Here is a 21,877-nt window from a genome sequence, read left to right as displayed (position 1 = left end):
GAAAAGTGAGTTATTGGCGAATCTGGCCATCTCCAAACACCACCCATTTTTGCGAGGTCAGACCTTCCAGACCGACTGGGCCGCGGGTGTGGATTTTATCGGTAGAAATACCAATTTCCGCCCCTAAACCATATTCAAAGCCATCGGCAAAGCGGGTAGAGGCGTTAATCATCACTGAACTGGAATCAACACGGGCCATGAACTGACGTGCCAGACTGAAGTTTTCAGTAATAATGGCATCGGTATGATGCGAGCCATATTTATTGATATGGGTAATCGCTTCATCCAGACCCGACACCACTTTAATGGCCAGAACCGGACCAAGATATTCGGTATACCAGTCGCCTTCGGTAGCCGTTTTAACGCTATCGCCTAAAATGCGCTGGGTTTCGGCGCAGCCACGGAGCTCGACCTGTTTTTCTGCATACAGCTCGGCAATACGCGGTAAAAACTCATCTGCAATGGCTTCATCCACCAACAGAGTTTCCATGGCATTACAGACGCCATAACGATGGGTTTTGGCATTCAGGGCAATCGGCAGGGCTTTTTGCAAGTCGGCCTGTGCTTCGACAAAGACATGACAGTTACCATCCAGATGTTTAATTACCGGAATACGGGCTTCATTGGTGATGCGCTCGATTAAGCCTTTACCGCCACGTGGCACAATCACATCCACATATTCCGACATGGTAATTAACTGGCCTACAGCAGCACGATCTGGGGTATTGATGACCTGTACCGCCGTTTCTGGCAAGCCTGCAGTTTTCAGACCGTGCTGAATGGCTTCGGCAATGGCTTTATTCGATTCCAGCGCTTCTGAACCGCCACGTAAAATAATGGCATTGCCTGATTTTAGCGCCAGCGAAGCTGCTTCTAAGGTCACGTTCGGACGTGATTCATAAATCATGCCGACTACACCCAAAGGCACACGCATTTTACCAATCTGGATGCCCGACGGACGATAGGCCATATCGGTAATTTCACCAATCGGGTCAAGCAGGCCAATTACATCTTTCAGGCCCTGTAACATGCCTTTAAAGCGCGGGGGAGTCAGTTCTAAGCGATCAAGCAGGGCGCTATCCAGATTGTTGTTGCGACCTTTGGTCATATCAACCTGGTTGGCAGCTAAAATTGCTGTTTCACTGTTTTCAAGCGCAGTGTAAATAGCAGATAAAGCATGGTTTTTTGTTTGGGTAGAAGCACTTGCCAGAACTGCGGAAGCTTGGCGCGCTTGTTGTCCTACCGTTTGCATATATTGTTCAATAGACTCGTGCATAGCGGTTTGATCACTTAGAAATTTCTCCTCGATATTAACAGTCTAGGTCGGGACAATGAAGCAGTTTGATGGAATTTTCCGCAGGAAAGCCGGAAAAGCGCTAAACATTTTGAAATTGTTTCCTGTTTAAAAGCAGACAAGTGGTTGCAGAAGAGGTTGCGTGTCAAAACGACACCTGTATAGAATGAAACACGATGGACATTGAAGTCATACAAATAACAATGAAAGAGCAGGATGCGATTTTTGCTCAATTTTAGAAATCATCTCTTGCACAATAAAAATAAGCGCGAGAATGGAGGAAAGGAATATGAATTCCATTATCCAAATGGACTCGGAAGTCGGGCAGTCAAGTGCTCACTTTGGTTTTTTTGATCTTTACGATAAGCACAGTTTCAAACAGCCAGCGCGTACAACCTGGATTGACGGTTGGAAGATTGAATACATGGCGATTGCTCGCCCAGACACCTTGCACATGACGCCGATGGTGATTATCGGGGGCGCTTTTCAGAATTTTAACTCCTATAAATACTGTGTTGAACAACTGTTTGATGCCGGCCCGATTATCCTGATTGATTTACCTTCCATGGGCGCCAACCAGCAAATCAGCAATGTCGATACTGGCATATCTGCCGGTACGCTGGAGCTGGAAGATCTGGCAGCCATGCTCGGTCGCTGGCTGGATATTGTTGGCTTGAGTCAGGTCGCGGTATTGGGCATGTCCCTCGGTTCGGTGGTGGCCTCTTGCCTGGCGCATCAGCGTCCGGAACTGATAGACCGCATGATTCTGATGGGTGTCATGCAAAAGACCCGGAAAAGCTGGCGTATGCTGCTGGAAGAATCGCTGCATTTAATGAAAGAGCAGCGCATGGATGAGTTTGGTCAGGCGGTAATTTTATATCTGGTCAATCATGCCAAGCTGGAAGCGACCCGCATGTCGCCAACCGCCAAGCGGCTGTTCTTCCGGCAAATGGCCGAATTCACCGCCACCGAACAGGAACGCTATGATATCAATTGTAATCGTCTGCTGCGCCTGACTCACGTTCCTATTCCGCAGTGCAAGGTGCTGGTGGCCTGTGGTCAGTATGACAGTTTTACCTTGCCACATGAAAATGCCAATTTTGCCTTGCAATGTCCGGACATGGAATTTGCCATGATTGCCAATGCCGACCATGTGCCGCAGTTGCAGCGCCGTAAAGAAACCATGCGCCTGTTTGCCACCTTCTTAAGAGATGAACCAATTCAGTCGCTAGAAGGGATTATCCCCATGACCCGTGCCCAGCTCTTGACCATGGAGCGCCGTGGAGAAGAACGCATTGCCGTGCAGCAGCCATTTAGTCAGTTAACACACCGTCATTCCGATTTAAGTTTTGCCACGGAAATTGTCGATCTGAACTTTTTTGGCGTATTGCTACGTTTTGAAGACGGAGAGGCAGAACGGGCCGCGCAATATGAGCGTGATTTAGCCCTGACATTAGAAGATGAAGAGGGTAGTTTCCAGATTGAGTGCCTGATTTTTGAAGTGCAGGATCAGCAGATTCGTGCTTTATTAAAACATGGCAGCTTTGATATTGCCGAGCGTTTGCTGCGTTATATCCAGCGTCAAAAAGGTTGTCTGGCAGCAATTGCCTAAATTGAGGTGTCTAAAAATAAAACAGCGCAAAGGCGCTGTTTTTTTATGGGCTGATGAGGCTCAGAACTCTCTTTTAGGCACTGGGCTGTTTATGGCAGGCGTGCAGCACCCAGACAATATCACCCAAATGTTCTTCAGGGGCGGGCAGGTCCGGAGTGTGGAAATAGTGCTGCGGCTGCAGAATATCGACCCGCTCAAAACCGCTGGCTTTAACAAAGTCACGGACTTCACCCGGACTTTGAAAATGAAAACTAAAGGCGCTGCGAGACATGACTTTCAGTAATTTACTGCTGGTCCACATAAAGCTGGCCAGTTTGTTTTTCACCGGTTCAGGATAAATATCACTCAAGTAATACAGTTCCTGAAAATGTTGTCCATATTGATAAATCCCATGCAGCAGTTTGCTGAGCATCGGCTTGTCGAAATAATTGATTAAGCCTTCACTAATAATTACCAGCGGTTGCTGCGGGTCAAAATGCTGAAAAATCTGGGCAAATTCTTCACTGAAAATATCGGCACTCAAGACTTCCGGTGCCTGCTGGTCCAGTTGTTGCAAGGCGGCGGTTTTCACCTTGGCCATATCCGGTAAATCCAGCTCGCGGTAATTCAGTTCCGGATATTTCTGGCGGAAATTCCAGCTCCGTGGGGACAGGCCGCAGGCAATTTCCAGCACCTGGGTACGAGGATTGCGGGCAATCAGCTCGGTCAGTTGCTGGTCAATAATGGTGTGGCGTTCTTTCAGGGTGGTGCGCATACTGCCACCGACATATTTTTCGGCCCAGCTTTCCAGCGGATGGACCAATTTGGCCAGAAACTTGCCTTTTGAAGTAGCAAATACCGGATGCGAGATGCCCATTTGAAACCAGATATAGCCGGTATAGTGGGCAGTAAAGGATATATGGCGATGTTCGGAAAGCGGTTGGCTCATGCAAGGTCCTCTATTCTTTTTATTTATTCGGGGTGGATTTATGTATTTGCATCATAAAGAAAAAGGAACAGCCTGTCCTGTTCCTTTGTCGGTATTACTGGCCGCTGTCTTTAAAGCGGACAATACGGTCGCGTACTGCTTGCCATTCCGGGCCGAGCTCGAGTACATCACCGATCTGAATTTCTGGAATCTGGCCACGCATACGGGCTAAACGGGCCTGATTTGGTAACGGTAAATCCTGAATGCCGTCCAGTGCCAGACAGGCGGCGGCACGGTCATTACAGACCAGTCCCATATCACAACCGGCGTTTAAGGCCGCTTGAATGCGGGCATCGGCACCACCTGCCACACAGGCGGCCTGCATGCTTAAATCATCCGAGAACAGCACGCCATCAAAATTCAGCTGTTGACGTAGCACGGTCTGAATCCAGTACGGAGAGAAACCGGCCGGGTTCGGATCGACCTGATCATAAATTACATGCGCAGGCATTAGGGCATCCAGTTGGGCTTGCAGCTGGATAAAGCTTTGCATGTCTTTTTGCTGAATCTCTGCATAAGAACGTGAATCAATCGCAGCGGCCACATGCGAATCGGCCTTGACCGAGCCATGACCGGGGAAATGCTTGCCGGTGGTGGCCATACCAGCGCGCTGCATGCCACTTAAGAAGGCGCGTGCCAGTACGATAATATCGTCCATATTGCGGGCAAAACTGCGGTCGCCAATGACATCGCTGATGTCATTTAAATCCAGCACCGGGGCAAAACTGAAATCAATACCGACCGCTAATACTTCGGTGGCCATCAGCCAGCCGCACTGTTCAGTCAGCTCGACCGCCAGTTCCGGCTGCTGCTGATACAGCTCGCCAAAACGGCCCATGGCCGGCAGTAGGGTGAAACCCTGTTTTAAACGCTGCACCCGGCCGCCTTCCTGATCGACTGCAATTAAAATATCCGGACGTACCTGACGCATATGATCGGTCAGGGCGCGTACCTGCCGCGGTGATTCGATATTTCGACCAAATAAAATGACGCCACCGACTTGCGGAGCTTGTAAGAGTTGAATATCTTCTTGAGTAAGTGCTGTGCCAGCGATGTCGAGCATCAATGCGCCAATCATATCGGTTCCGGATTCAAATTTTTATCGAAAAACAATACCTGAATTCTGCAATGATTTGCTACATTTTGTCAGCACAGAATATGATAAAACTACACGACATAAACAGATTAAGTTGTTTAAGATTTTGAATCTGCTTGATTCGTCGCTAAGCAACCTTGTACTACTGGTCGAAAACCAAGGAAATACACATTATTTATGAAACTTCAAACGATAGCTTGTGCAGTTGCCGTGGCAACTGGGGGATTCTTCTTTAGTCACGCAATCAACGAAGCCATTGCTGCCAATAATACTGCTGCTGTTTCCAATACCATTGTTCCAACCCGGGAACAGGCCTTGGTGTCACGCCAGTTAGCGACCTTGGTTGACCGTCAGCATTACCTGAACCAGCGTTTAGACAGCAACACCTCCAATCGCATTTTTGATTTTTACATCGATAGTCTGGACCCGGAGCACACCTTGTTCCTGGCCGATGAAGTCGAACAGTACAAGAAAAAATATGGCGCCAATTTTGGAGCCGCCTTAAAAGCTGGCGATTTATCGGGCCCGTATCAGATTCATGCGCATTATCGTGAACGCATGCAGGCCTTCTATCAGTTTATGCTGGCCGAGCTGAAAAAACCGCAGAATTTAAAACAGCCGAATGTCACCATTGAGCTGGATCGTGAAAAAGCGCCGTTCTTTAAGACCCAGGCCGAGCAGCGTGCCCACTGGCAAAAAATGCTGGTGTCCCAGCTGATTAACCTGACCATCAGCAAAGAAGAAGAGCAGGCCAAACAAAAAGCCCTCAAGGAAAATCCAGAACTGGCCAATGGGCAAGATTTATCCGGCCCGGAAGATATGACGCCGGTGGAAACCCTGACCAAGCGTTATACTCGTCAGCTGGAACGCATGAGCCGTCTGAAAAGCGACGATGTGCTGGACAAAACCTTAAATGCGATGATGCTGACCTATGATCCGCACAGCAACTATTTCCCGCCTGTTGATGCAATGGAGCTGAACCGTCAGACCACCTTGCAGCTGGAAGGGATTGGGGTGTCGATTCGTCCGGATCGCAGCAATGAAGATTACACCAAGATTGAAACCATTGTTGAAGGCGGACCGGCGAGTAAATCTGGTCAGGTCAAATCTGGCGACCGGATTATTGGTGTCGGTCAGGATGGCGAGAAAATTGTGGATGTGATTGGCTGGCCAAGCAATGAAGTGGTCGGTCTGATTCGCGGTAAACGTGGCACCAAAGTGACCTTGCGTTTACTCGGTCCGGGTGCCTCGATGAGTCAGGCACGTACCGTGACGTTGGTACGTGACATTATTCAGGAAGAAGATGCCGGGGTGCGTAACCGAACCGTGCAAATTCAACGTGATGGCAAAACCTATACCTATGGCGTGATTGAAATTCCATCATTTTATCTGAACTATCGGGCGCGCCGTGCCGGAGTGGAATACCGTTCGGTATCGGAAGACACCAACAATGCCTTGAAAACGCTGGCTGCCAAAAATGTCGACGGGATTATTGTCGATTTACGCAATAACCCGGGCGGCTCACTTGAAGAGGTGGCACGTATGCTGGGTCAGGTGATTAAATCGGGTCCGGTAGTACAAATCCGTGATGGCAATGGCAACGTGAGCGTGTTTGAAGACAATGATGGCGGTGAACAGACCTATGCTGGCCCGCTAGCAGTCCTGATTAACCTGGCCTCGGCTTCTGCCAGCGAGATTTATTCAGCCGCGATTCAGGATTATGAGCGCGGTATTGTGATTGGTAGCACAACCACCGGTAAAGGGACAGCACAGGTACAATTGGACACTCTGGCCTATGGTCAGGCCACGCTTACCCAGCGTAAGTTCTACCGGATTACCGGCGGCAGTACCCAGAACAAAGGGGTGATTCCGGACATTAAACTGGTAGATATCTACAATGAAGAATTTGGTGAGCGTAAGGCCAAGAATGCGCTGAAGTGGGACACCATTGCCACCGCACCATTTAAACGTGAGGGTGTGGTGCAGTCTTATGTGCCGCAACTGGCCAAATCTTCGCAGACCCGGGTCAGTATTGATCCGCAGTTCAAGTATCTGACTGAGCGTAAAAATATTGCCAAACAGGCAGAAGAGCGCAAAATGGCGGTGCTGGATTTAGATCAGCGCCGTGCCGAGCTGATTGAGCTGGAGCGTAAAACCTTAGCCGCTGAAAACGTACGTCGTCAGGCGACCGGTTTGGCGCCGTATCCAAACTGGGAAAGCTATCAGGCCTCATTGGAAGCGCAAGCCGAGTCACGGGCCAAAATGAAAGCCAACCAGCGTCCACCGCTGCCGGAAGAAGAAGTCTTTGTGAGCGAGGCGGCCAACGTGTTACTGGATTATAGTCAGTTACAATCAGGTACAGCCAAATAAGACCTTGGATGTGAGAAAAAGGCCGGTAGATGTACTGGCCTTTTTTGATGCTTTTGAGTTGAATGACTCAAAAGGCAGATGAGCTGGTAAATCAACGTGAAAAATGATGGCTTTCGGGGCGGAAAAACCGCATTTAGGCTTGACCTCAATGCGATAGTATAAGATTCTAGTTTGAGTTTTAATTCCTTGTTTTATTTTTATCTTTTAAAGCGGCAAATTCATGAGTATTTAGCGTTGAGTATAGTAACAACAAAAAAATAACCTATACGGAAGCTTTTTATGGTTCATATTCACTATGACTTTAGCCTGGTGGTAGGTTCAATTGCGGTTGCAATTCTGGCCAGTTATCTGGCTATCTCAACCCAGCAGTTCCTGCTCGGGGGAATCCGCCAGAAATCTGAAAAAGCCATGCTCTTGCTCAGTGGCCTATGCTTTGGCGTTGCTATTTGGGGCATGCATTTTGTCGGGATGCTGGCTTGCCAGTTACCAGCCAATTACGCGTTTAATCTGCCGCTAACCATTTTTTCTGGCGTTATTGCCTTTATTGCTTCCACCTTTGCCATCTGGCTGACCACCAAACCCACCCTGCCTTTTGCCCGTCTGATGATTGGGGCGGTGTTAATGGGACTCGGCATTTCCGGCATGCACTATACCGGTATGCTGGGCATGGTCGTAGAGAATCATCGGACCTATTATGATCCGCTACTGGTGGTGTTTTCGGTGCTCATTGCCATTAGTGGTTCCGGCCTGACCTTCTGGCTGGCGTTTCGTTTTAAAAATACCTTGCTTTACCATCGTCACTATAAGGTGATGATTGCCATTATGATGTCGCTGGCCATTGTCGGGATGCATTATACCGGCATGGCCTCGGTGTCTTACTATCCGATTGATACAGAACGTCTGGGTGCGATCTATAAAACCGGCAATGGCATCTTGCTGTTTACCGTGATTTTTGTGACCAGTCTGGTGATCGTTGCCGCCTTTAGTGTGGCCGTGCTGGAGCAGCGTCTGGAAGAGCGTAACCGCCAGTTGTCGCTGGTCAACCGCGAGCTGGCCAATCAGGCGGTGCAGGACAATCTGACCAAATTACCCAACCGTTTATATCTGGCTGAATATGCGCATTTGCTGTTTAGCGCCCAGCGCATCAATCAGCAGAATGTCGCGTTTTTATATATTGATCTGGACCGTTTTAAGGCGGTGAATGATGTATTTGGCCATCATGTTGGTGATCAGTTGCTGGTTCAGCTGACCACACGACTGCATCAGCAGCTCAAATCACAGGAAAAATTATTAAGAATTGGCGGTGATGAGTTCTTGCTGGTGTTGGAGCAGGCCACGGTCGAGGATGCGATTCAGGCGGCAGAAAATGTGCTGCACAGTGTACAGGAGAGTTTCCTGATTGCCGGCAAGAGCATTAATATCTCGGCCAGTATTGGTATTGCGATGTATCCGGAACACGGCAACAACCTGCAAGATGTGCTGATGAATGCCGATGCCGCCATGCTGACTTCAAAATATCAAGGTCGTAACACCTATTCGGTGTTTAATTACAGCATTGACCAGCAGGAAACCAAAAGCCAGACCAAGCTGCTAAATGATTTATATAAAGCTGTCGATGAACAGCAGTTTATTCTATTTTACCAGCCCAAATTTACCACCAGCACCCGGCGGATTTGTGGCGTCGAAGCATTAATTCGCTGGATGCATCCGGTGCATGGTCTGTTGACCCCGAATATGTTTATTAAAGGCGCGGAGAAGTCCGGCCTGATTATCCAGATGGGCTATTGGGCACTAGAGCAGGCTTGCAAACAGATTCAGCAATGGGAACAGCAGGGACTGAAACTGTTTCCATTAGCAGTCAATCTGTCGGCGGTACAGTTCGAACATAAACATCTGTTTAGCACCTTAGAAAACTTATTCCGCCGTTATGCGATTGACCCGAGTCATCTCATGATTGAAATTACCGAAACCACTGCCATGCATCATGTGGAATCGAGTATTCGTAGTTTTAGGCGCTTAAGAGAAATGGGCGTGAAACTGGCGATTGATGATTTTGGCACTGGCCATTCCAGTTTCCTGTATTTAAAAGACCTGCCGGTGGATGAGCTGAAAATTGACCGCGCATTTATTAAAGACCTGTATCGTGATTCCAAAGAAGAAATGATTCTGGAGAGTATTATCCAGCTGGCGACCAAACTGGGATTGACGGTTACCGCAGAAGGGGTGGAAACGCCATTACAGGCCGAAATTCTGGCGCGTTTGGGTTGTCAGCAATTACAAGGTTATTTGCTGTCGATGCCGGTTGAGGTCAAGCGTTTGCAAGACTTGCCGCAAGTATAAAATGAAATTATCGGGTCTGATTGAGGTACTGTTTTTAGATAGCCAGATGTTTAAAAAATCACGGTCGATGTTGCAAGAAAAAATGGTTTAAAAATGGATGTCAAGTGACATCTATTTACCTCACATATTAAAAACGATAACGAAGCGCGAGCTGTGCATTCAGTGGGTCGCCCATCATATTGGAATCGTTCCCCTCACCATGTCCTGAGACAAAATAATCACGGTCAAACAGGTTGTTCAGATTTAGTGTTACATCATACTGCGCGGTCTGATAACCCAGCGCGGCATTGAAAACCGCATAGCCTGGCAAGACATTTTTATTGTCCGGCGCACTAAAGCGGGAGGATTCTGCCCGACCACCCACGGCAGCAAACCAGTGTTCATCCAGTTGATACTTTAACCAGAGATTGGCGCTGTTTTTGGGCGTTAACGCGGCCTGTTTGCCGGCCAGACCGATGGTCGATTTTTCAATTTTTCCATCCATATAGGCATAACCCGCCAACAGGGATAATTGATCGCTGAGCTGACCGGTCAAGGACACTTCAACGCCTTGCGTGCTTTGTTCCCCAGCCAGCATCGCCAGCGGCGGATTACTGTCCGGAATTTTATTTTGGATATTGCTCTGGGTCATTTCAAACACGGCCAGGGTCATATTCAGCCGATCATTGATGTCCCATTTGGTCCCGACTTCCAGGTTTCTGGTTTTGGTCGGTTTCAGGTCGGCACTGTTGCTATAAAACACGAATGAATCTGCAAGGGGCTGAAACGACTGATTATAGGCGGCATATAAGGATAAATTTTTGGTCGGTTGATAGACCACGCCCAGGCGAGGGGAGAGGGTCTGGTCATCGCGCTGGATGCTGCTGTTATTTTTCTGATCATGCCTGTATTGGGAAAGATGATCATAACGTACCCCGGCCAAAACCTTGAGCTGTTCATTCAGGCTGATCAGGTCTTGTACATAGACGGCATAATTTTCAAATTCGCTGGCGGTATTGACTCTTGGAGTGGCAGAGGTATCGACCGGTGACCAGTACGGCAAGACCGGATCATATAAATCGGTCGTGGCTTTTGACCCTAACCAGAATATTTCATCTTTATGCTGCTGGCCGTATTCCGTGCCGATTAAGGTATCGTGTTTGATCTGGCCAGTATGAAAGGCGCCGGACAGTTCATTCTGCAAGAAGATGCCATCTTCATCGCGAATGCGTTTAATCTAGCTGAGCGTGACCTGATCTGTTGCCGGGCTGGCGTTGCTGTATTCCCGGTCCAAGGCATAATTATAGTGCCGGGCGACACCGCGATATTTCAGCTGATCATTGAACTGATGTTCTAGTGTAACCGTCTGGCTGGACACTTCAGTATCGACATTGCCCACATCTTTTGCGTTGGATGCGCCATAGAATGTTTTTGGATTGGTACGTACCGATTTGCCGGTCAGCGGGTCCATGGGAAAGCCCTGATCGGCCAAACGGTCATCGTGCAGATAATCGGCTTGCAAGAGCAGAGTGGTTCGATCTGAAATATCCCATTGCACAGACGGCGCTATAGTTTCCCGATTGACGAAACTCTGATTGCGATAGCCATCTGAGTGTTCAAGCGCACCGGTCAGGCGGACTTTGAATTGGTCATTGAGGACCTCGGCAAAATCAAGTTCGGCACGTTTTTGCCCCAGGCTGCTGCCGATCAGGCTGATTTCATGCAGTGCTTCATCCAGGGGTTTTTTATTGATCCGGTTGATCAGGCTGCCTGCTGAACCCCGGCCATATAATACCGACCCGGGCCCTTTTAGCACTTCCACCCGTTCTACATTCGACAGATCACGATAATACAGCGCATCATCGCGTACTCCATCGACATACTGATCGGAAATAGCCGAAAAGCCGCGAATCATGACCTGATCACGCTGGCCATCTCCGACACTAAAACTTAAACCGGTCACATTCTGCAATGCGCCTTGCAGGGAGGTCGCATTCTGTTCTTTTAAGACTTGTTGCGGAACCACATTCACAATTTGAGGAATATCTTTCAGTTGTGCCATACCTTTGCTGGCGGTGGAGGCTTGTTCAACCTGGGTTTTTAGGCTAAGGCTTGCCTGTGCCGAAGAGTTGAGTGTAGGTAAAGTCACAGTACTGGCTGTTTCGTTGGCATAGGCTTGCGCTGTCATCAAGCCGATTGAAGACAGCAAAAAAAGAGAAGATTTCATAACACGCTCTGGATGGACCCCGAAAAAAAGTGCATGCAGTGTGGGGAATAAACAGCCTGCTTTAAATGATATTGAATATCACTCTCTATTGATAATAATTATTATTTAATTGGCTTTAATGAGATATTTAAATCAAAAATATCCGCAGAGAGAATGCTGATTTTTCCTGATTTTTCCAAAGGATAAAGAAATATGGTGCGTTCTGTTCTGCGGTGAAAAGGCTAAGTCTTTTAAAGTGAAACAGATGCGGGGATTGTTTGTTTTTATCGCAAAGTGATGATCTCCAGATACTTTTATTTTCCATTTAAAATTTAAACCCATTCCGGCCCAAGTGCTCTAATGATTGTTGGCTGAAATCTGCTACAATTGCGCCAATTTTAAGTTATCCCTTCACGGCTTGGATTCACATGAAAATGTGTGTCGCAAACTGTGTACATATTGAAGATTTCCCTTATGTTTAAAGATCAACTCGCGAAAGAAGTCGCGGCGCGCAGGACCTTTGCGATTATTTCCCACCCCGATGCCGGTAAAACCACCATGACAGAAAAACTGCTGTTATGGGGGCAGGCGATTCAGGTGGCGGGGATGGTGAAAAGTCGTAAATCGGATCGGGCGGCGACCTCGGACTGGATGGAAATGGAAAAAGAGCGTGGGATTTCGATTACCACCTCGGTCATGCAGTTCCCGTATAAAGACAAGATGATCAACCTGCTCGATACCCCGGGGCACGAAGACTTCTCGGAAGATACCTACCGAACCTTAACCGCGGTAGACTCGGCACTTATGGTGATTGACGGGGCCAAAGGTGTCGAAGACCGGACCATCAAACTGATGGAGGTGTGTCGTATGCGTGACACGCCAATTATCTCTTTCGTCAACAAAATGGACCGTGAAATCCGTGAGCCTTTAGAGCTGCTGGATGAAATTGAAAACGTCCTGAAAATTAAATGTGTACCGATTACCTGGCCGCTGGGCACCGGGCGTGATTTTGCCGGCGTGTTTAACCTGCTGGAAGAAAAATTTTACGTGTATAAAGCCGGTTTTGGTTCGACCATTCCTGAAATTGAAGTGCGTGATGGCTATGACCATGCTGACCTGCGTGAAAAAGTCGGTGAACTGGCCTGGGCGGCATTTGAAGAATCTTTAGAGCTGGTGCAAATGGCCAATGAACCGTTAGATCGTGCAGAATTCCTGGCAGGTCGTCAAACCCCGGTACTGTTTGGAACTGCACTAGGTAACTTTGGTGTTGACCATGTCCTGAATGCTTTTAGCGACTATGCGCCACCACCAAAAGCACATCCGACTCAGGACCGTGTGGTCGAAGCGACTGAAGAAGGTTTCACGGGCTTTGTCTTTAAAATCCAAGCCAATATGGACCCGAAACACCGTGACCGGATTGCCTTTATGCGGATCTGTTCAGGCAAATATGAAAAAGGTCTGAAGATGAAGCATGTGCGTATTGGTAAAGACGTGCGTATTTCTGATGCTTTAACCTTCCTGGCCGGTGACCGTCAGCATCTGGAAGAAGCATGGCCGGGCGATATTATTGGTCTGCACAACCACGGTACCATCCAGATTGGTGATACCTTCACCTCAGGTGAAAACCTGCAGTTTACCGGTATTCCGCACTTCGCACCGGAAATGTTCCGCCGTGTACGTTTAAAAGATCCGCTAAAATCGAAGCAGCTGCAAAAAGGCTTAAAAGAGCTGTCGGAAGAAGGTGCGACCCAGGTATTTATGCCGCAAAACAGCAATGACCTGATCGTGGGTGCGGTCGGTGTGCTGCAGTTTGAAGTAGTGGCCTATCGTCTGAAAGAAGAATACAAGGTCGATTGTATTTATGAGCCGGTCAGCATCAATACGGTACGCTGGGTGTCTTGTGAAGATGAGAAGAAATTCAACGAGTTCAAGAAAAAAGCCCATGACCAGTTATCGGTTGATGGTGGCGGTCATCTGACCTATCTGGCGCCAAGCCGCGTCAACTTGCAGTTGATGCAGGAGCGTTATCCGGACATCGTGTTCCGTAACACCCGCGAACACTAAAGGGTTATCGCCGTTAAAACAGCTTCTTCGTGAAGCTGTTTTTCTAGGATGAGGAAAATTTCAGGAAGAGAGATCAACAATGCAAACAAAAATCAGTTTTATTGTTTGTGCCGTGCTGGCACTGTCTTTGGGTGGCTGCGACTCATCTTCCCAGAAAAACGAATCGGCTGAAGATGCACGTCCTGAAAAAAATATCTTCCAGCAGGAAAAGGCTGAGGTGCTGCCATTCCTGCAGATTAAGCAGCAGCCGGCAGAGATTGCTTTGCCATTTTGTGAAAAGAAAAACTGTATTGATCTGGATATTCAAACCATTCAGACGCAGGATCCATGGCTGAACCAGTGGATTGCCAAAAGTCAGGCCAAGGTGATTCAGGACCAGATCGGGCTGAAACAGGACATGAGCCTGCAGCAGGCGGTGAATGCCTATGTAAAAAAATCTGATGCCTGGCAGGCCGAGTTTGCCAAAAATCCGGCCTATGAACTGGCGCTGTATACCCGGCTAGCCTATCAGCGCAACCAGTATGTGTTATTGCAGATTGGGGTGGATAGCCATCAGGAAACAGTAAAAGTTAAAGAGCGTTATTATTTTTTCGTGGCTGATCGTCAACAGCAGCAGGCTTTAACCGCACTGGATATTATTCAGCCCGAGCAGCAAACTGCGATGCATGCAATCGTGCAGCAGGCCTATCAGCAATGGCTGAAAGAACAGAGTGCAGAGGTACAAAACACGGCACCGAAAACCTTATATTGGGGACAGGCCGACTGGTTCTTTGATCATGAAGGCATGGGGCTGCATTATCGCACCCATGAAATTGTGAAAGATGGAACACAGCTTGATATTTACTTAACGAAAGCACAAACTCAACAAGTTGTAAAAGCTGAAATTTATTCGCGCATGTTTTAATAATCAGAACATCCGCTTTGAATCTGGGATGCACAAAAGGCAATAAAGGTTATTCAATGTTAAAGCAAAAAACAGCATGGGTGATGAGTGTCTTGGCCGTGTCCATGGCATTGACCGCATGTCAGCCCAAAAATAATGAACCGAAACAGGAACAGCAGGCGCAGGCCGCAGAAGTTGAACAGCAGGCGCTAAAACTGATTGGCGAGCCGGAAAAGCTGCAGCTGAACTTGCCGGAATGTGAAGGCAAGAACTGCCCGGAGCTTTCTGTTGAGCGTTTGCAGAGTAACCAGCCTTTTGTTGATGAGCAGATTGATCAGTACATTCTTAAAGAACTGAACCAGACCCTAGAAATTGCTCCGGCAGATAAACCTCTGAATGTTGAAGCACCAGCCTCTGCGGCAGAGCCAGCTTCCTCGGCACAGGCACTGACGCAAATTCCAACGCCAAAACAGAAACTGGAACAGCAGGTGCAGCCCTTTATTGCGGCCTTCTTAAGTCTGGATCAGGAAATCAAGGCGCTGAGTGCCAATCATCAGATTAGCCTGATGATTAAACCAAAAATTTTAAATTCGGAAGGGCCACTGGCCACCGTGGTGGTAAATAGCAGCAGCTATCTGGGCGGTGCACATGGCGCTACTGCACAAACCTATTTTAATTTTGACCTGGAGCAGAAAAAGCAGGTCAAACTGGCTGACATCTTGCAGCCGCAGCAACGAGCTGCATTGGAAGCTGCCGCCTATGACGCCTTTAAACAATGGGTGGTAGACAGCAAATTGGCCAATAATGTTGCCGAATATGAGCAGGCCTGGAAATTCAAGCTGTCGGATAATTTCTATCTGGGGCAGCAAGGCCTGATTCTGCAATATGCTGAATATGAAATTGGACCGTATGTGGTCGGTTTGCCACGGCTGATGATTCCTTATTCAGAGTTGCAGCAGGTACTGAAAAAAACGTATTTGCCGGCACCCGAAGCGCCAGCCAGCGAAGCCACTACAGCAGCTGCGTCCAGCGCTGATGCGAAAACCATCTAATGACACTGGCACTGTTTGATACCCATACCCACTTTGATGTGGCAGATTTTGATGCCGATCGGGAGCAACTGGCCTATCAGGCGAAGCAGGCAAGGGTCGAACAGCTGATTTTAATTGGCTTTGTGCGGTCGCGTTTTCAGCAATTACTGGATACCCATCAATGGCTGAACCGTTTAAGCCAGGCGCCGCGAAGCCATCTGGCACCGGGATTACATCCGTTTTATATCGAGCAGCATCAGCCGCAACACCTGCTGGATGTAGAACAGTTATTGCGTGAGCAGGACTGCGTTGCGGTCGGTGAAATTGGCTTGGATACCTTTTTAAAGCAGCATAAACAGCCTGAGCTGTATCAGAAACAGCAAGACTATTTTACCGCCCAGCTGGAGCTGGCACGCCAGTTTCAGCGTCCGGTATTGCTGCATATTCGTAAATCCCATGCCGATGTCTTGGCGCTGCTAAAACAGCAGAATTTTAGCTATGGCGGAATTGCCCATGCCTTTAGTGGCGGTGTTGAAGAAGCTAAAGCCTTTGTCAAACTGGGTTTTAAAATTGGCGTGACCGGACAAATTACCAATCCGAATGCCAAGAAACTGCATCGGGTGGTGCAGGAATTGGGCCCAGAACATCTGGTGCTGGAAACCGACTGCCCGGATATGACACCGCTGTGCTGCCAGTCCTCGACCGAGCAGCGTACCCGCAATACGCCGGCCAATTTGCCTTATGTACTTGAAGGGCTGGCGCAAAGCCTGCAGATGGAGCAGACAGCACTGGCTGAGATGATCTGGCAGAATTCGTTACAGGCTTTACATCTGGCCTAAAATTTAAATCTCTCGCTGATGTTGCGCCGTGCAAAAATCCTCCAATCTCACACGCCATGTGAAAAAACCGTTAAAATAAGCCCTCCTGTATAAGATTTGATTGTGCAATGACTGAACTGCTCCAAGATGATGAATATGACCGCCGTTTTGCCGGTGTTGCCAAAATTTATGGTGAGGACAGCTTTCAGTATTATGCCAACAGTCATGTCATGGTGATTGGTATCGGCGGGGTCGGTTCCTGGGCGGTTGAAGCCTTGGCACGAACTGGTATTGGTGAACTGACCCTGGTGGATATGGATGTGGTGGCCGCTTCCAACATCAACCGGCAATTACCGGCCATGAGCAGCACTTTGGGCCATGAAAAAATTGAAATTATGGCCGAGCGTTGCCGTGCTATTAATCCACGCATCAAGATCAACCTGATTGATGATTACCTGACCCCGGACAATGTCAAAGACCTGCTGGCGCATACGCCCGATGTGGTGCTGGACTGTATTGATGATGTCAAAGCCAAGCTGGCGCTGATGCTGTATTGCCGCTTTAATAAAGTGCCGCTGATTGTGTCCGGCGGTGCCGGCGGTAAACTCGATCCGCTGAAAATTCGTGTGGCTGATTTATCTAAAACCGAACAGGACCCGATGCTCGCCAAACTGCGTGCCCAGTTGCGTAGCAAAGGCATCTGTAAAAAGCCGAAAGAGAAGTTCGGGATTACCTGCATCTATTCAATTGATAATCCGTTTTCCAGTGCTGATGTCTGTGCCAGTGCCGGGCTGCGCTGTGGTGGCTATGGTTCGGCGGTAGTGGTTACTTCCAGTTTTGCGATGGTGGCCGTGGCCGAAGTTCTGAAAAAACTCGATCAGCTAAAAGCCAAACAGGCATAATCCGGTTACGATCTGATTCTAAAAAAAGCCCTCAATTGAGGGCTTTTTGTTGATCTTTTAAGGCTGAACAGCGTGTTCCTGCAGATAGTTTTCAGTACGCTGCATCGCGGCCTGAATATTCTGAATGGCCACTTCCACATCTTTTAAGGTTTTGGCATTGCCGCCACTTAAGGCCTGACGCCATTTGCGTGCGCCTGGCAAGTTCTGGAACAGGCCCAGAATATGACGGGTGATAATCGACAGCGGTGCACCTTCAGCCACGCGCTGTGCGATATATGGCATCATCTGCTGCATAATCTCGAAACGGTCCGGGAGGGGCAGATTCCAGAAATGTCCCAGTTCGGCCAGTAAATACGGATTGTGATAGGCTTCGCGGCCAATCATCACCCCATCGACATGCTGTAAATGTGCCTGTGTTTCTGCCAGGGTTTTAATGCCGCCATTAATTTCAATGATCAGCTCCGGGCGATCCTGCTTTAAACGATAGATATCTTCATAGCGTAAAGGCGGCACTTCACGGTTTTCTTTGGGTGATAGGCCTTGTAGCAGCGCAATGCGGGCATGCACGATAAAATTATTGCAGCCGGTTTTGGCAACGGTATCGACAAAATGCAGCATTTCTTCATACGAATGCATGTCATCAATCCCGATCCGGTGTTTAACCGTGACCGGAATATCCACCGCATGGCGCATTTCTGCAATACATTCTGCCACCAGATCAGGCTCGGCCATCAGGCAGGCACCAATTTTATTGTTCTGCACGCGGTCACTTGGGCAGCCGACATTCAGGTTAACTTCATCATAGCCCCAGTCTTGCGCCATTTTGCTACAAGTGGCCAGATCTTGAGGATTGGAGCCGCCGAGTTGCAGCACAATCGGGTGTTCTTCCTGATTAAAGTCCAGATGGCGTTTGGCATCACCATGAATAATGGCACCAGTGGAGACCATTTCTGTGTATAAAATCACGTTTGGGTTAAACAGGCGCGCAAAGAAACGATAATCCCGGGTGGTCCAATCCATCATGGGGGCCACGGAAATTCTTGGCAGTTGGATATTTTCAAGCGTATTTACATTTGACATTCAACAGCAAACCTTGCAACGATGGGAAACAAAACTGAGGCGCTATTCGCACAGATTGGGCAGCACAAGGCAGAGGGTTTTACTCACATCCACCGGGCGTGCAGGGGCGAGATAGTAGCACAAAATCTGGCTGACGAAAAAAGATTGTTATTGGCTGTCCGCAGGCGTGCGGGTGAATATTCATATTTTAGCCTGCTGTTATTTTAACTGTTATATTGTTAAAATATAAATTATAATTATTGATATTAAGCTTGAGTTATTTTATAAATTAAATGAATACTCTCGAAAATGATCTTTAAATTCAATTAGAATATATAATCAAAATACATATATAATCCTCTTAAGAAAAATAAAAATAATAAAATTAATTCACTGGAAAAAGTGACAATCAATTCACAAATTATAGTTGTTATTTGATTTGTTTAAAAAAATATGTAATTCCAATGTAACAAGACGCGCTTTTCTTGCAAAATATCTATTAAATACTACATAAAATTACGCAAAATCCTTCAATATAACTATATTCAGAATAATAAATGGATGATCATATGCCCCAGTATATTAAACTTTCTGAAATAATCTATAGAAATGTCGAGCAAAATAAGGGCTTTAGAGGAGATATTATCAATGATTTAAATATGTTAATGATTGAGCTGCGTGCTGAAATCAAAAAAACACGTCTTAAATTATTGGTCAATTGCATCGACTTTAATGAGCTGATGGTCAACCCTTTATATGCCAACGAGCTGAAACTGGACTTGAGCATTGTGCCAAAAAGCAGCAATAAAGAAGAGTTTATACTCTGGTTGGCGACGTTTATTCAGAAAATTACCGTTGATGAAGATCAGCCGAAGACCCCAAAGGGAAAGAAGATCAAAGTGCCCTTAATGAGCTTAGAACCGCTGGATATTGCAGCCCCTCCACAGATCTCGAGTGACAAGGAGCTGGAGCGGTATCAAGCGGCGCAGATTGCAGATTAAAGTGAGAGGAAAGCACTATGCACATCAAGTTCTAATCTGAATCTCATCCATCTATTCAAACAAAAGGGAAGCCATTGGCTTCCCTTTTGTTGGTTTGGCTTGTATGAGTGCAGAACAATTAAGCCGGAATAGATTCTGCAATGGCTTCACGTGCCCAGACCCGGTTGTGACGAATCGCTTCTTTAAAGCCTTCCGCCACATTCTGGAAACTGGCATCGCTAAATACGCCTTCATCTGCCGGCAATCGCAGATGTTCCAGCAGCTCGGCTTTATCCCCTAACAGTACCACCGGTTTTAAATGTTTATAGGCTTCAATCACATAATGGCAGGCCACCCCATCGCGCTTAAAGGCATCCAGATTGTTGCCATCCAGCACAATCACTGCATCATACAGCACTGAGGGTTCGGCCTGCTGCATCCCATCAGATGGAATCATGTCATCTTCAATGGTGGTGGTTGGGGCAGGGGTGGGTGTCAGAAAATCCAGCATCACATTTTCTTTTAAGGCCCATTGATGAATCGGCTCAATATTGTCGGTGGCGGCATGGGGATGTACCAGTACCGCGATTTTACGGCCTTCAATATTCGGCGGTAAAAATGCCGTCATGGATAACTTGGCTGAGGTTTTTTCCTCGGGTAGATCAGGCGGCAGCTGGCTTTCATCTAGTGCAATGCCGAGTTTATCGGCGACCATTTTGGCCAGATTGGCATCAATATTGGCCAGCATATTGTGCACCACACGCTCACGGATAGGTTTGCGCTGCACTTTACTCAGCTCAAAGACATAGGCATCGACCACGTGTTTCTGTTCAGGCAGGCTCAGGCTTTTGAAATACAGACGCACCTGCGAAAAGTGATCGCTAAAGGATGGACTGCGCTGACGGATTTTATGCCCGTCAATGCGTTCTTGATAGCTTTCAAAACCGCCACCTTTGGCCGCGGGTGGGGTTTCTCGTGGCCAGTCATTGTCAATCGAGTTGGGTTGATACGCCGCCTGACCGCGATGAACCCGGCTTTGATGGATGCCATCGCGCTGGTTATTGTGAAACGGACACACGGCCTGGTTAATTGGCAGCTGATGGAAATTTGGACCCCCTAAACGGCTGAGCTGGGTGTCGGTATAGGAGAAAATCCGCGCCTGCAGCAGTGGGTCATTGGTGAAGTCGATTCCCGGCACAATATGCGCCGGACAGAAGGCGACCTGTTCGGTTTCATCAAAGAAATTGTCAATATTGCGGTTGAGCACCATCCGGCCAATCGGAATGACCGGTACCAGTTCTTCTGGAATCAGCTTGGTCGGATCAAGCAGGTCAAAGTCAAAGCTCATTTCATCTTCCTGCTCCACAATCTGTACGCCCAGTTCCCATTCCGGGTAGAAACCGTTTTCGATGGCCTGATACAAATCGCGGCGATGATAATCCGGATCTTTACCGGCAATTTTCTGTGCTTCATCCCAGACTAAGGCGGCCATGCCCTGTTTCGGGGTCCAGTGGAATTTCACAAAAACCGATTTATTTTCGGCATTAATAAAACGATAGGTATGTACGCCAAAGCCCTGCATACTGCGGAAGTTTTTCGGAATACCACGGTCGGAAATGGCCCAGATCACCGCATGTGAGGTTTCTGGCACCAGCGAAACAAAGTCCCAAAAGGTGTCATGTGCACTGGCACCGGTCGGAATTTCGGTATCTGGTTCCGGTTTTAAGGCATGCACAAAATCCGGGAATTTCATGCCATCCTGAATAAAGAACACCGGGGCATTGTTGCAGACCATGTCATAAATGCCTTCCTGGGTATAGAACTTGATGGCAAAGCCGCGAATATCGCGTACCGTATCTGCCGAGCCGCGCGGCCCTTGTACGGTCGAGAAGCGTACAAAGACTGGCGTTTTATGTTCTGGGGTAGTTAGAAAATGGGCTTTGGTATATTTTTCATTGCCCGGATAGGCTTCAAAATAACCATGCGCACCGGTGCCACGCGCATGCACAATACGCTCCGGAATCCGTTCATGGTCAAAGTGGGTCATTTTTTCATGAAAAATAAAATCTTCGAGCAGGGTGGCCCCGCGAATGCCAGCTCTGAGGCTGTTCTGGTTATCGGCAATTTTTACACCCTGATTGGTAGTGAGCGCCTGTTGTGTCGCATCACTGCGATACGGGTCTAATTGAACGGATTTATCATTACTGTTCTGTCGGTTTGCCGCATCTGCACCGGCCATTTCACTCGGTTGTTGATCTTTTTTCATTGTTGCTGTT

Annotated in this window: 14 protein-coding genes and 1 pseudogene; 9 read left to right on the top strand and 6 right to left on the bottom strand. The window is 47.9% G+C overall.

Translation table 11 applies throughout. The annotated features are described in order from the left end of the window. Positions 1–10: 10 nt before the first annotated feature. Positions 11–1,276, bottom strand: a complete 1,266-nt coding sequence (locus tag F905_RS09590; protein WP_005180146.1) for a glutamate-5-semialdehyde dehydrogenase — start codon at positions 1,274–1,276, stop codon at positions 11–13. Positions 1,277–1,583: 307 nt separating this feature from the next. On the opposite strand from F905_RS09590, the gene F905_RS09585 reads away from it, so the two are divergent. Continuing rightward, complete coding sequence (locus tag F905_RS09585; RefSeq protein WP_005180145.1) at positions 1,584–2,906, top strand: alpha/beta fold hydrolase; 1,323 nt, start codon at positions 1,584–1,586, stop codon at positions 2,904–2,906. Between the two features lie 73 nt (positions 2,907–2,979). Here F905_RS09585 and F905_RS09580 read toward each other — a convergent pair whose 3' ends face one another. Further along, a complete protein-coding gene (locus F905_RS09580) occupies positions 2,980–3,834 on the bottom strand; it encodes a class I SAM-dependent methyltransferase (RefSeq protein WP_005180144.1) in 855 nt (284 codons plus the stop codon). Positions 3,835–3,928: 94 nt separating this feature from the next. After that, positions 3,929–4,951, bottom strand: coding sequence for a beta-N-acetylhexosaminidase (nagZ, locus tag F905_RS09575; RefSeq protein WP_005180142.1), 1,023 nt, complete (start codon positions 4,949–4,951; stop codon positions 3,929–3,931). 195 nt (positions 4,952–5,146) lie between these two features. Between nagZ and F905_RS09570 the strand changes: the two genes are divergently transcribed. After that, on the top strand, positions 5,147–7,339 hold the full coding sequence (locus F905_RS09570) for a carboxy terminal-processing peptidase (RefSeq protein WP_005180140.1): 2,193 nt from the start codon (positions 5,147–5,149) through the stop codon (positions 7,337–7,339). A 279-nt stretch (positions 7,340–7,618) separates the two neighbouring features. Beyond that, complete coding sequence (locus tag F905_RS09565; RefSeq protein ID WP_005180137.1) at positions 7,619–9,679, top strand: putative bifunctional diguanylate cyclase/phosphodiesterase; 2,061 nt, start codon at positions 7,619–7,621, stop codon at positions 9,677–9,679. Positions 9,680–9,806: 127 nt separating this feature from the next. On the opposite strand, the pseudogene F905_RS15185 reads toward F905_RS09565, so the two are convergent. Next, positions 9,807–11,885 (bottom strand): annotated as a pseudogene (locus F905_RS15185) (TonB-dependent receptor). A 453-nt stretch (positions 11,886–12,338) separates the two neighbouring features. On the opposite strand from F905_RS15185, the gene F905_RS09550 reads away from it, so the two are divergent. The 5 genes from F905_RS09550 (at position 12,339) to F905_RS09530 (ending at position 17,562) form a co-directional block, all read left to right on the top strand. Beyond that, positions 12,339–13,928, top strand: coding sequence for a peptide chain release factor 3 (locus tag F905_RS09550; protein ID WP_005180132.1), 1,590 nt, complete (start codon positions 12,339–12,341; stop codon positions 13,926–13,928). Positions 13,929–14,007: 79 nt separating this feature from the next. Continuing rightward, complete coding sequence (locus F905_RS09545) at positions 14,008–14,832, top strand: hypothetical protein (RefSeq protein WP_005180130.1); 825 nt, start codon at positions 14,008–14,010, stop codon at positions 14,830–14,832. Between the two features lie 56 nt (positions 14,833–14,888). Then, positions 14,889–15,863 (top strand): RsiV family protein, encoded by a 975-nt coding sequence (locus F905_RS09540; RefSeq protein WP_005180127.1) that lies wholly within the window; start codon positions 14,889–14,891, stop codon positions 15,861–15,863. Then, complete coding sequence (locus F905_RS09535) at positions 15,863–16,681, top strand: TatD family hydrolase (protein WP_005180125.1); 819 nt, start codon at positions 15,863–15,865, stop codon at positions 16,679–16,681. Before F905_RS09540 ends, F905_RS09535 begins: the two co-directional genes overlap by 1 nt. Positions 16,682–16,788: 107 nt before the next feature. Beyond that, positions 16,789–17,562 (top strand): tRNA threonylcarbamoyladenosine dehydratase, encoded by a 774-nt coding sequence (locus F905_RS09530; protein ID WP_005180122.1) that lies wholly within the window; start codon positions 16,789–16,791, stop codon positions 17,560–17,562. A gap of 57 nt (positions 17,563–17,619) precedes the next feature. Here the strand turns inward: F905_RS09530 and dusA are convergent, their stop codons facing one another. Next, positions 17,620–18,642, bottom strand: coding sequence for a tRNA dihydrouridine(20/20a) synthase DusA (dusA, locus tag F905_RS09525; RefSeq protein ID WP_005180120.1), 1,023 nt, complete (start codon positions 18,640–18,642; stop codon positions 17,620–17,622). 548 nt (positions 18,643–19,190) lie between these two features. Between dusA and F905_RS09515 the strand changes: the two genes are divergently transcribed. After that, on the top strand, positions 19,191–19,622 hold the full coding sequence (locus F905_RS09515) for a hypothetical protein (protein ID WP_005180117.1): 432 nt from the start codon (positions 19,191–19,193) through the stop codon (positions 19,620–19,622). Positions 19,623–19,740: 118 nt separating this feature from the next. Here the strand turns inward: F905_RS09515 and katE are convergent, their stop codons facing one another. Continuing rightward, positions 19,741–21,867 carry a catalase HPII gene (gene katE, locus F905_RS09510; protein WP_005180115.1) on the bottom strand — a complete coding sequence of 709 codons (2,127 nt, stop codon included), beginning with the start codon at positions 21,865–21,867 and terminating at the stop codon, positions 19,741–19,743. Positions 21,868–21,877: the final 10 nt, after the last annotated feature.

This window comes from Acinetobacter sp. CIP 53.82 (assembly GCF_000369465.1).
In the GTDB taxonomy this organism is placed as follows: Bacteria; Pseudomonadota; Gammaproteobacteria; order Pseudomonadales; family Moraxellaceae; genus Acinetobacter; species Acinetobacter indicus.
This window is presented reverse-complemented; position numbering and strand designations above follow the sequence as displayed.

Excerpts from the sequence above, each read along its gene's own strand:
- F905_RS09515 (WP_005180117.1), top strand. The coding sequence starts at position 19,191 with ATGCCCCAGTATATTAAACTTTCTGAAATAATCTATAGAAATGTCGAG.
- F905_RS09570 (WP_005180140.1), top strand. The coding sequence starts at position 5,147 with ATGAAACTTCAAACGATAGCTTGTGCAGTTGCCGTGGCAACTGGGGGA.
- katE (WP_005180115.1), bottom strand. The coding sequence starts at position 21,867 with ATGAAAAAAGATCAACAACCGAGTGAAATGGCCGGTGCAGATGCGGCA.
- F905_RS09580 (WP_005180144.1), bottom strand. The coding sequence starts at position 3,834 with ATGAGCCAACCGCTTTCCGAACATCGCCATATATCCTTTACTGCCCAC.
- F905_RS09540 (WP_005180127.1), top strand. The coding sequence starts at position 14,889 with ATGTTAAAGCAAAAAACAGCATGGGTGATGAGTGTCTTGGCCGTGTCC.
- F905_RS09535 (WP_005180125.1), top strand. The coding sequence starts at position 15,863 with ATGACACTGGCACTGTTTGATACCCATACCCACTTTGATGTGGCAGAT.
- F905_RS09565 (WP_005180137.1), top strand. The coding sequence starts at position 7,619 with ATGGTTCATATTCACTATGACTTTAGCCTGGTGGTAGGTTCAATTGCG.
- dusA (WP_005180120.1), bottom strand. The coding sequence starts at position 18,642 with ATGTCAAATGTAAATACGCTTGAAAATATCCAACTGCCAAGAATTTCC.
- F905_RS09550 (WP_005180132.1), top strand. The coding sequence starts at position 12,339 with ATGTTTAAAGATCAACTCGCGAAAGAAGTCGCGGCGCGCAGGACCTTT.
- F905_RS09545 (WP_005180130.1), top strand. The coding sequence starts at position 14,008 with ATGCAAACAAAAATCAGTTTTATTGTTTGTGCCGTGCTGGCACTGTCT.
- nagZ (WP_005180142.1), bottom strand. The coding sequence starts at position 4,951 with ATGATTGGCGCATTGATGCTCGACATCGCTGGCACAGCACTTACTCAA.
- F905_RS09590 (WP_005180146.1), bottom strand. The coding sequence starts at position 1,276 with ATGCACGAGTCTATTGAACAATATATGCAAACGGTAGGACAACAAGCG.
- F905_RS09585 (WP_005180145.1), top strand. The coding sequence starts at position 1,584 with ATGAATTCCATTATCCAAATGGACTCGGAAGTCGGGCAGTCAAGTGCT.
- F905_RS09530 (WP_005180122.1), top strand. The coding sequence starts at position 16,789 with ATGACTGAACTGCTCCAAGATGATGAATATGACCGCCGTTTTGCCGGT.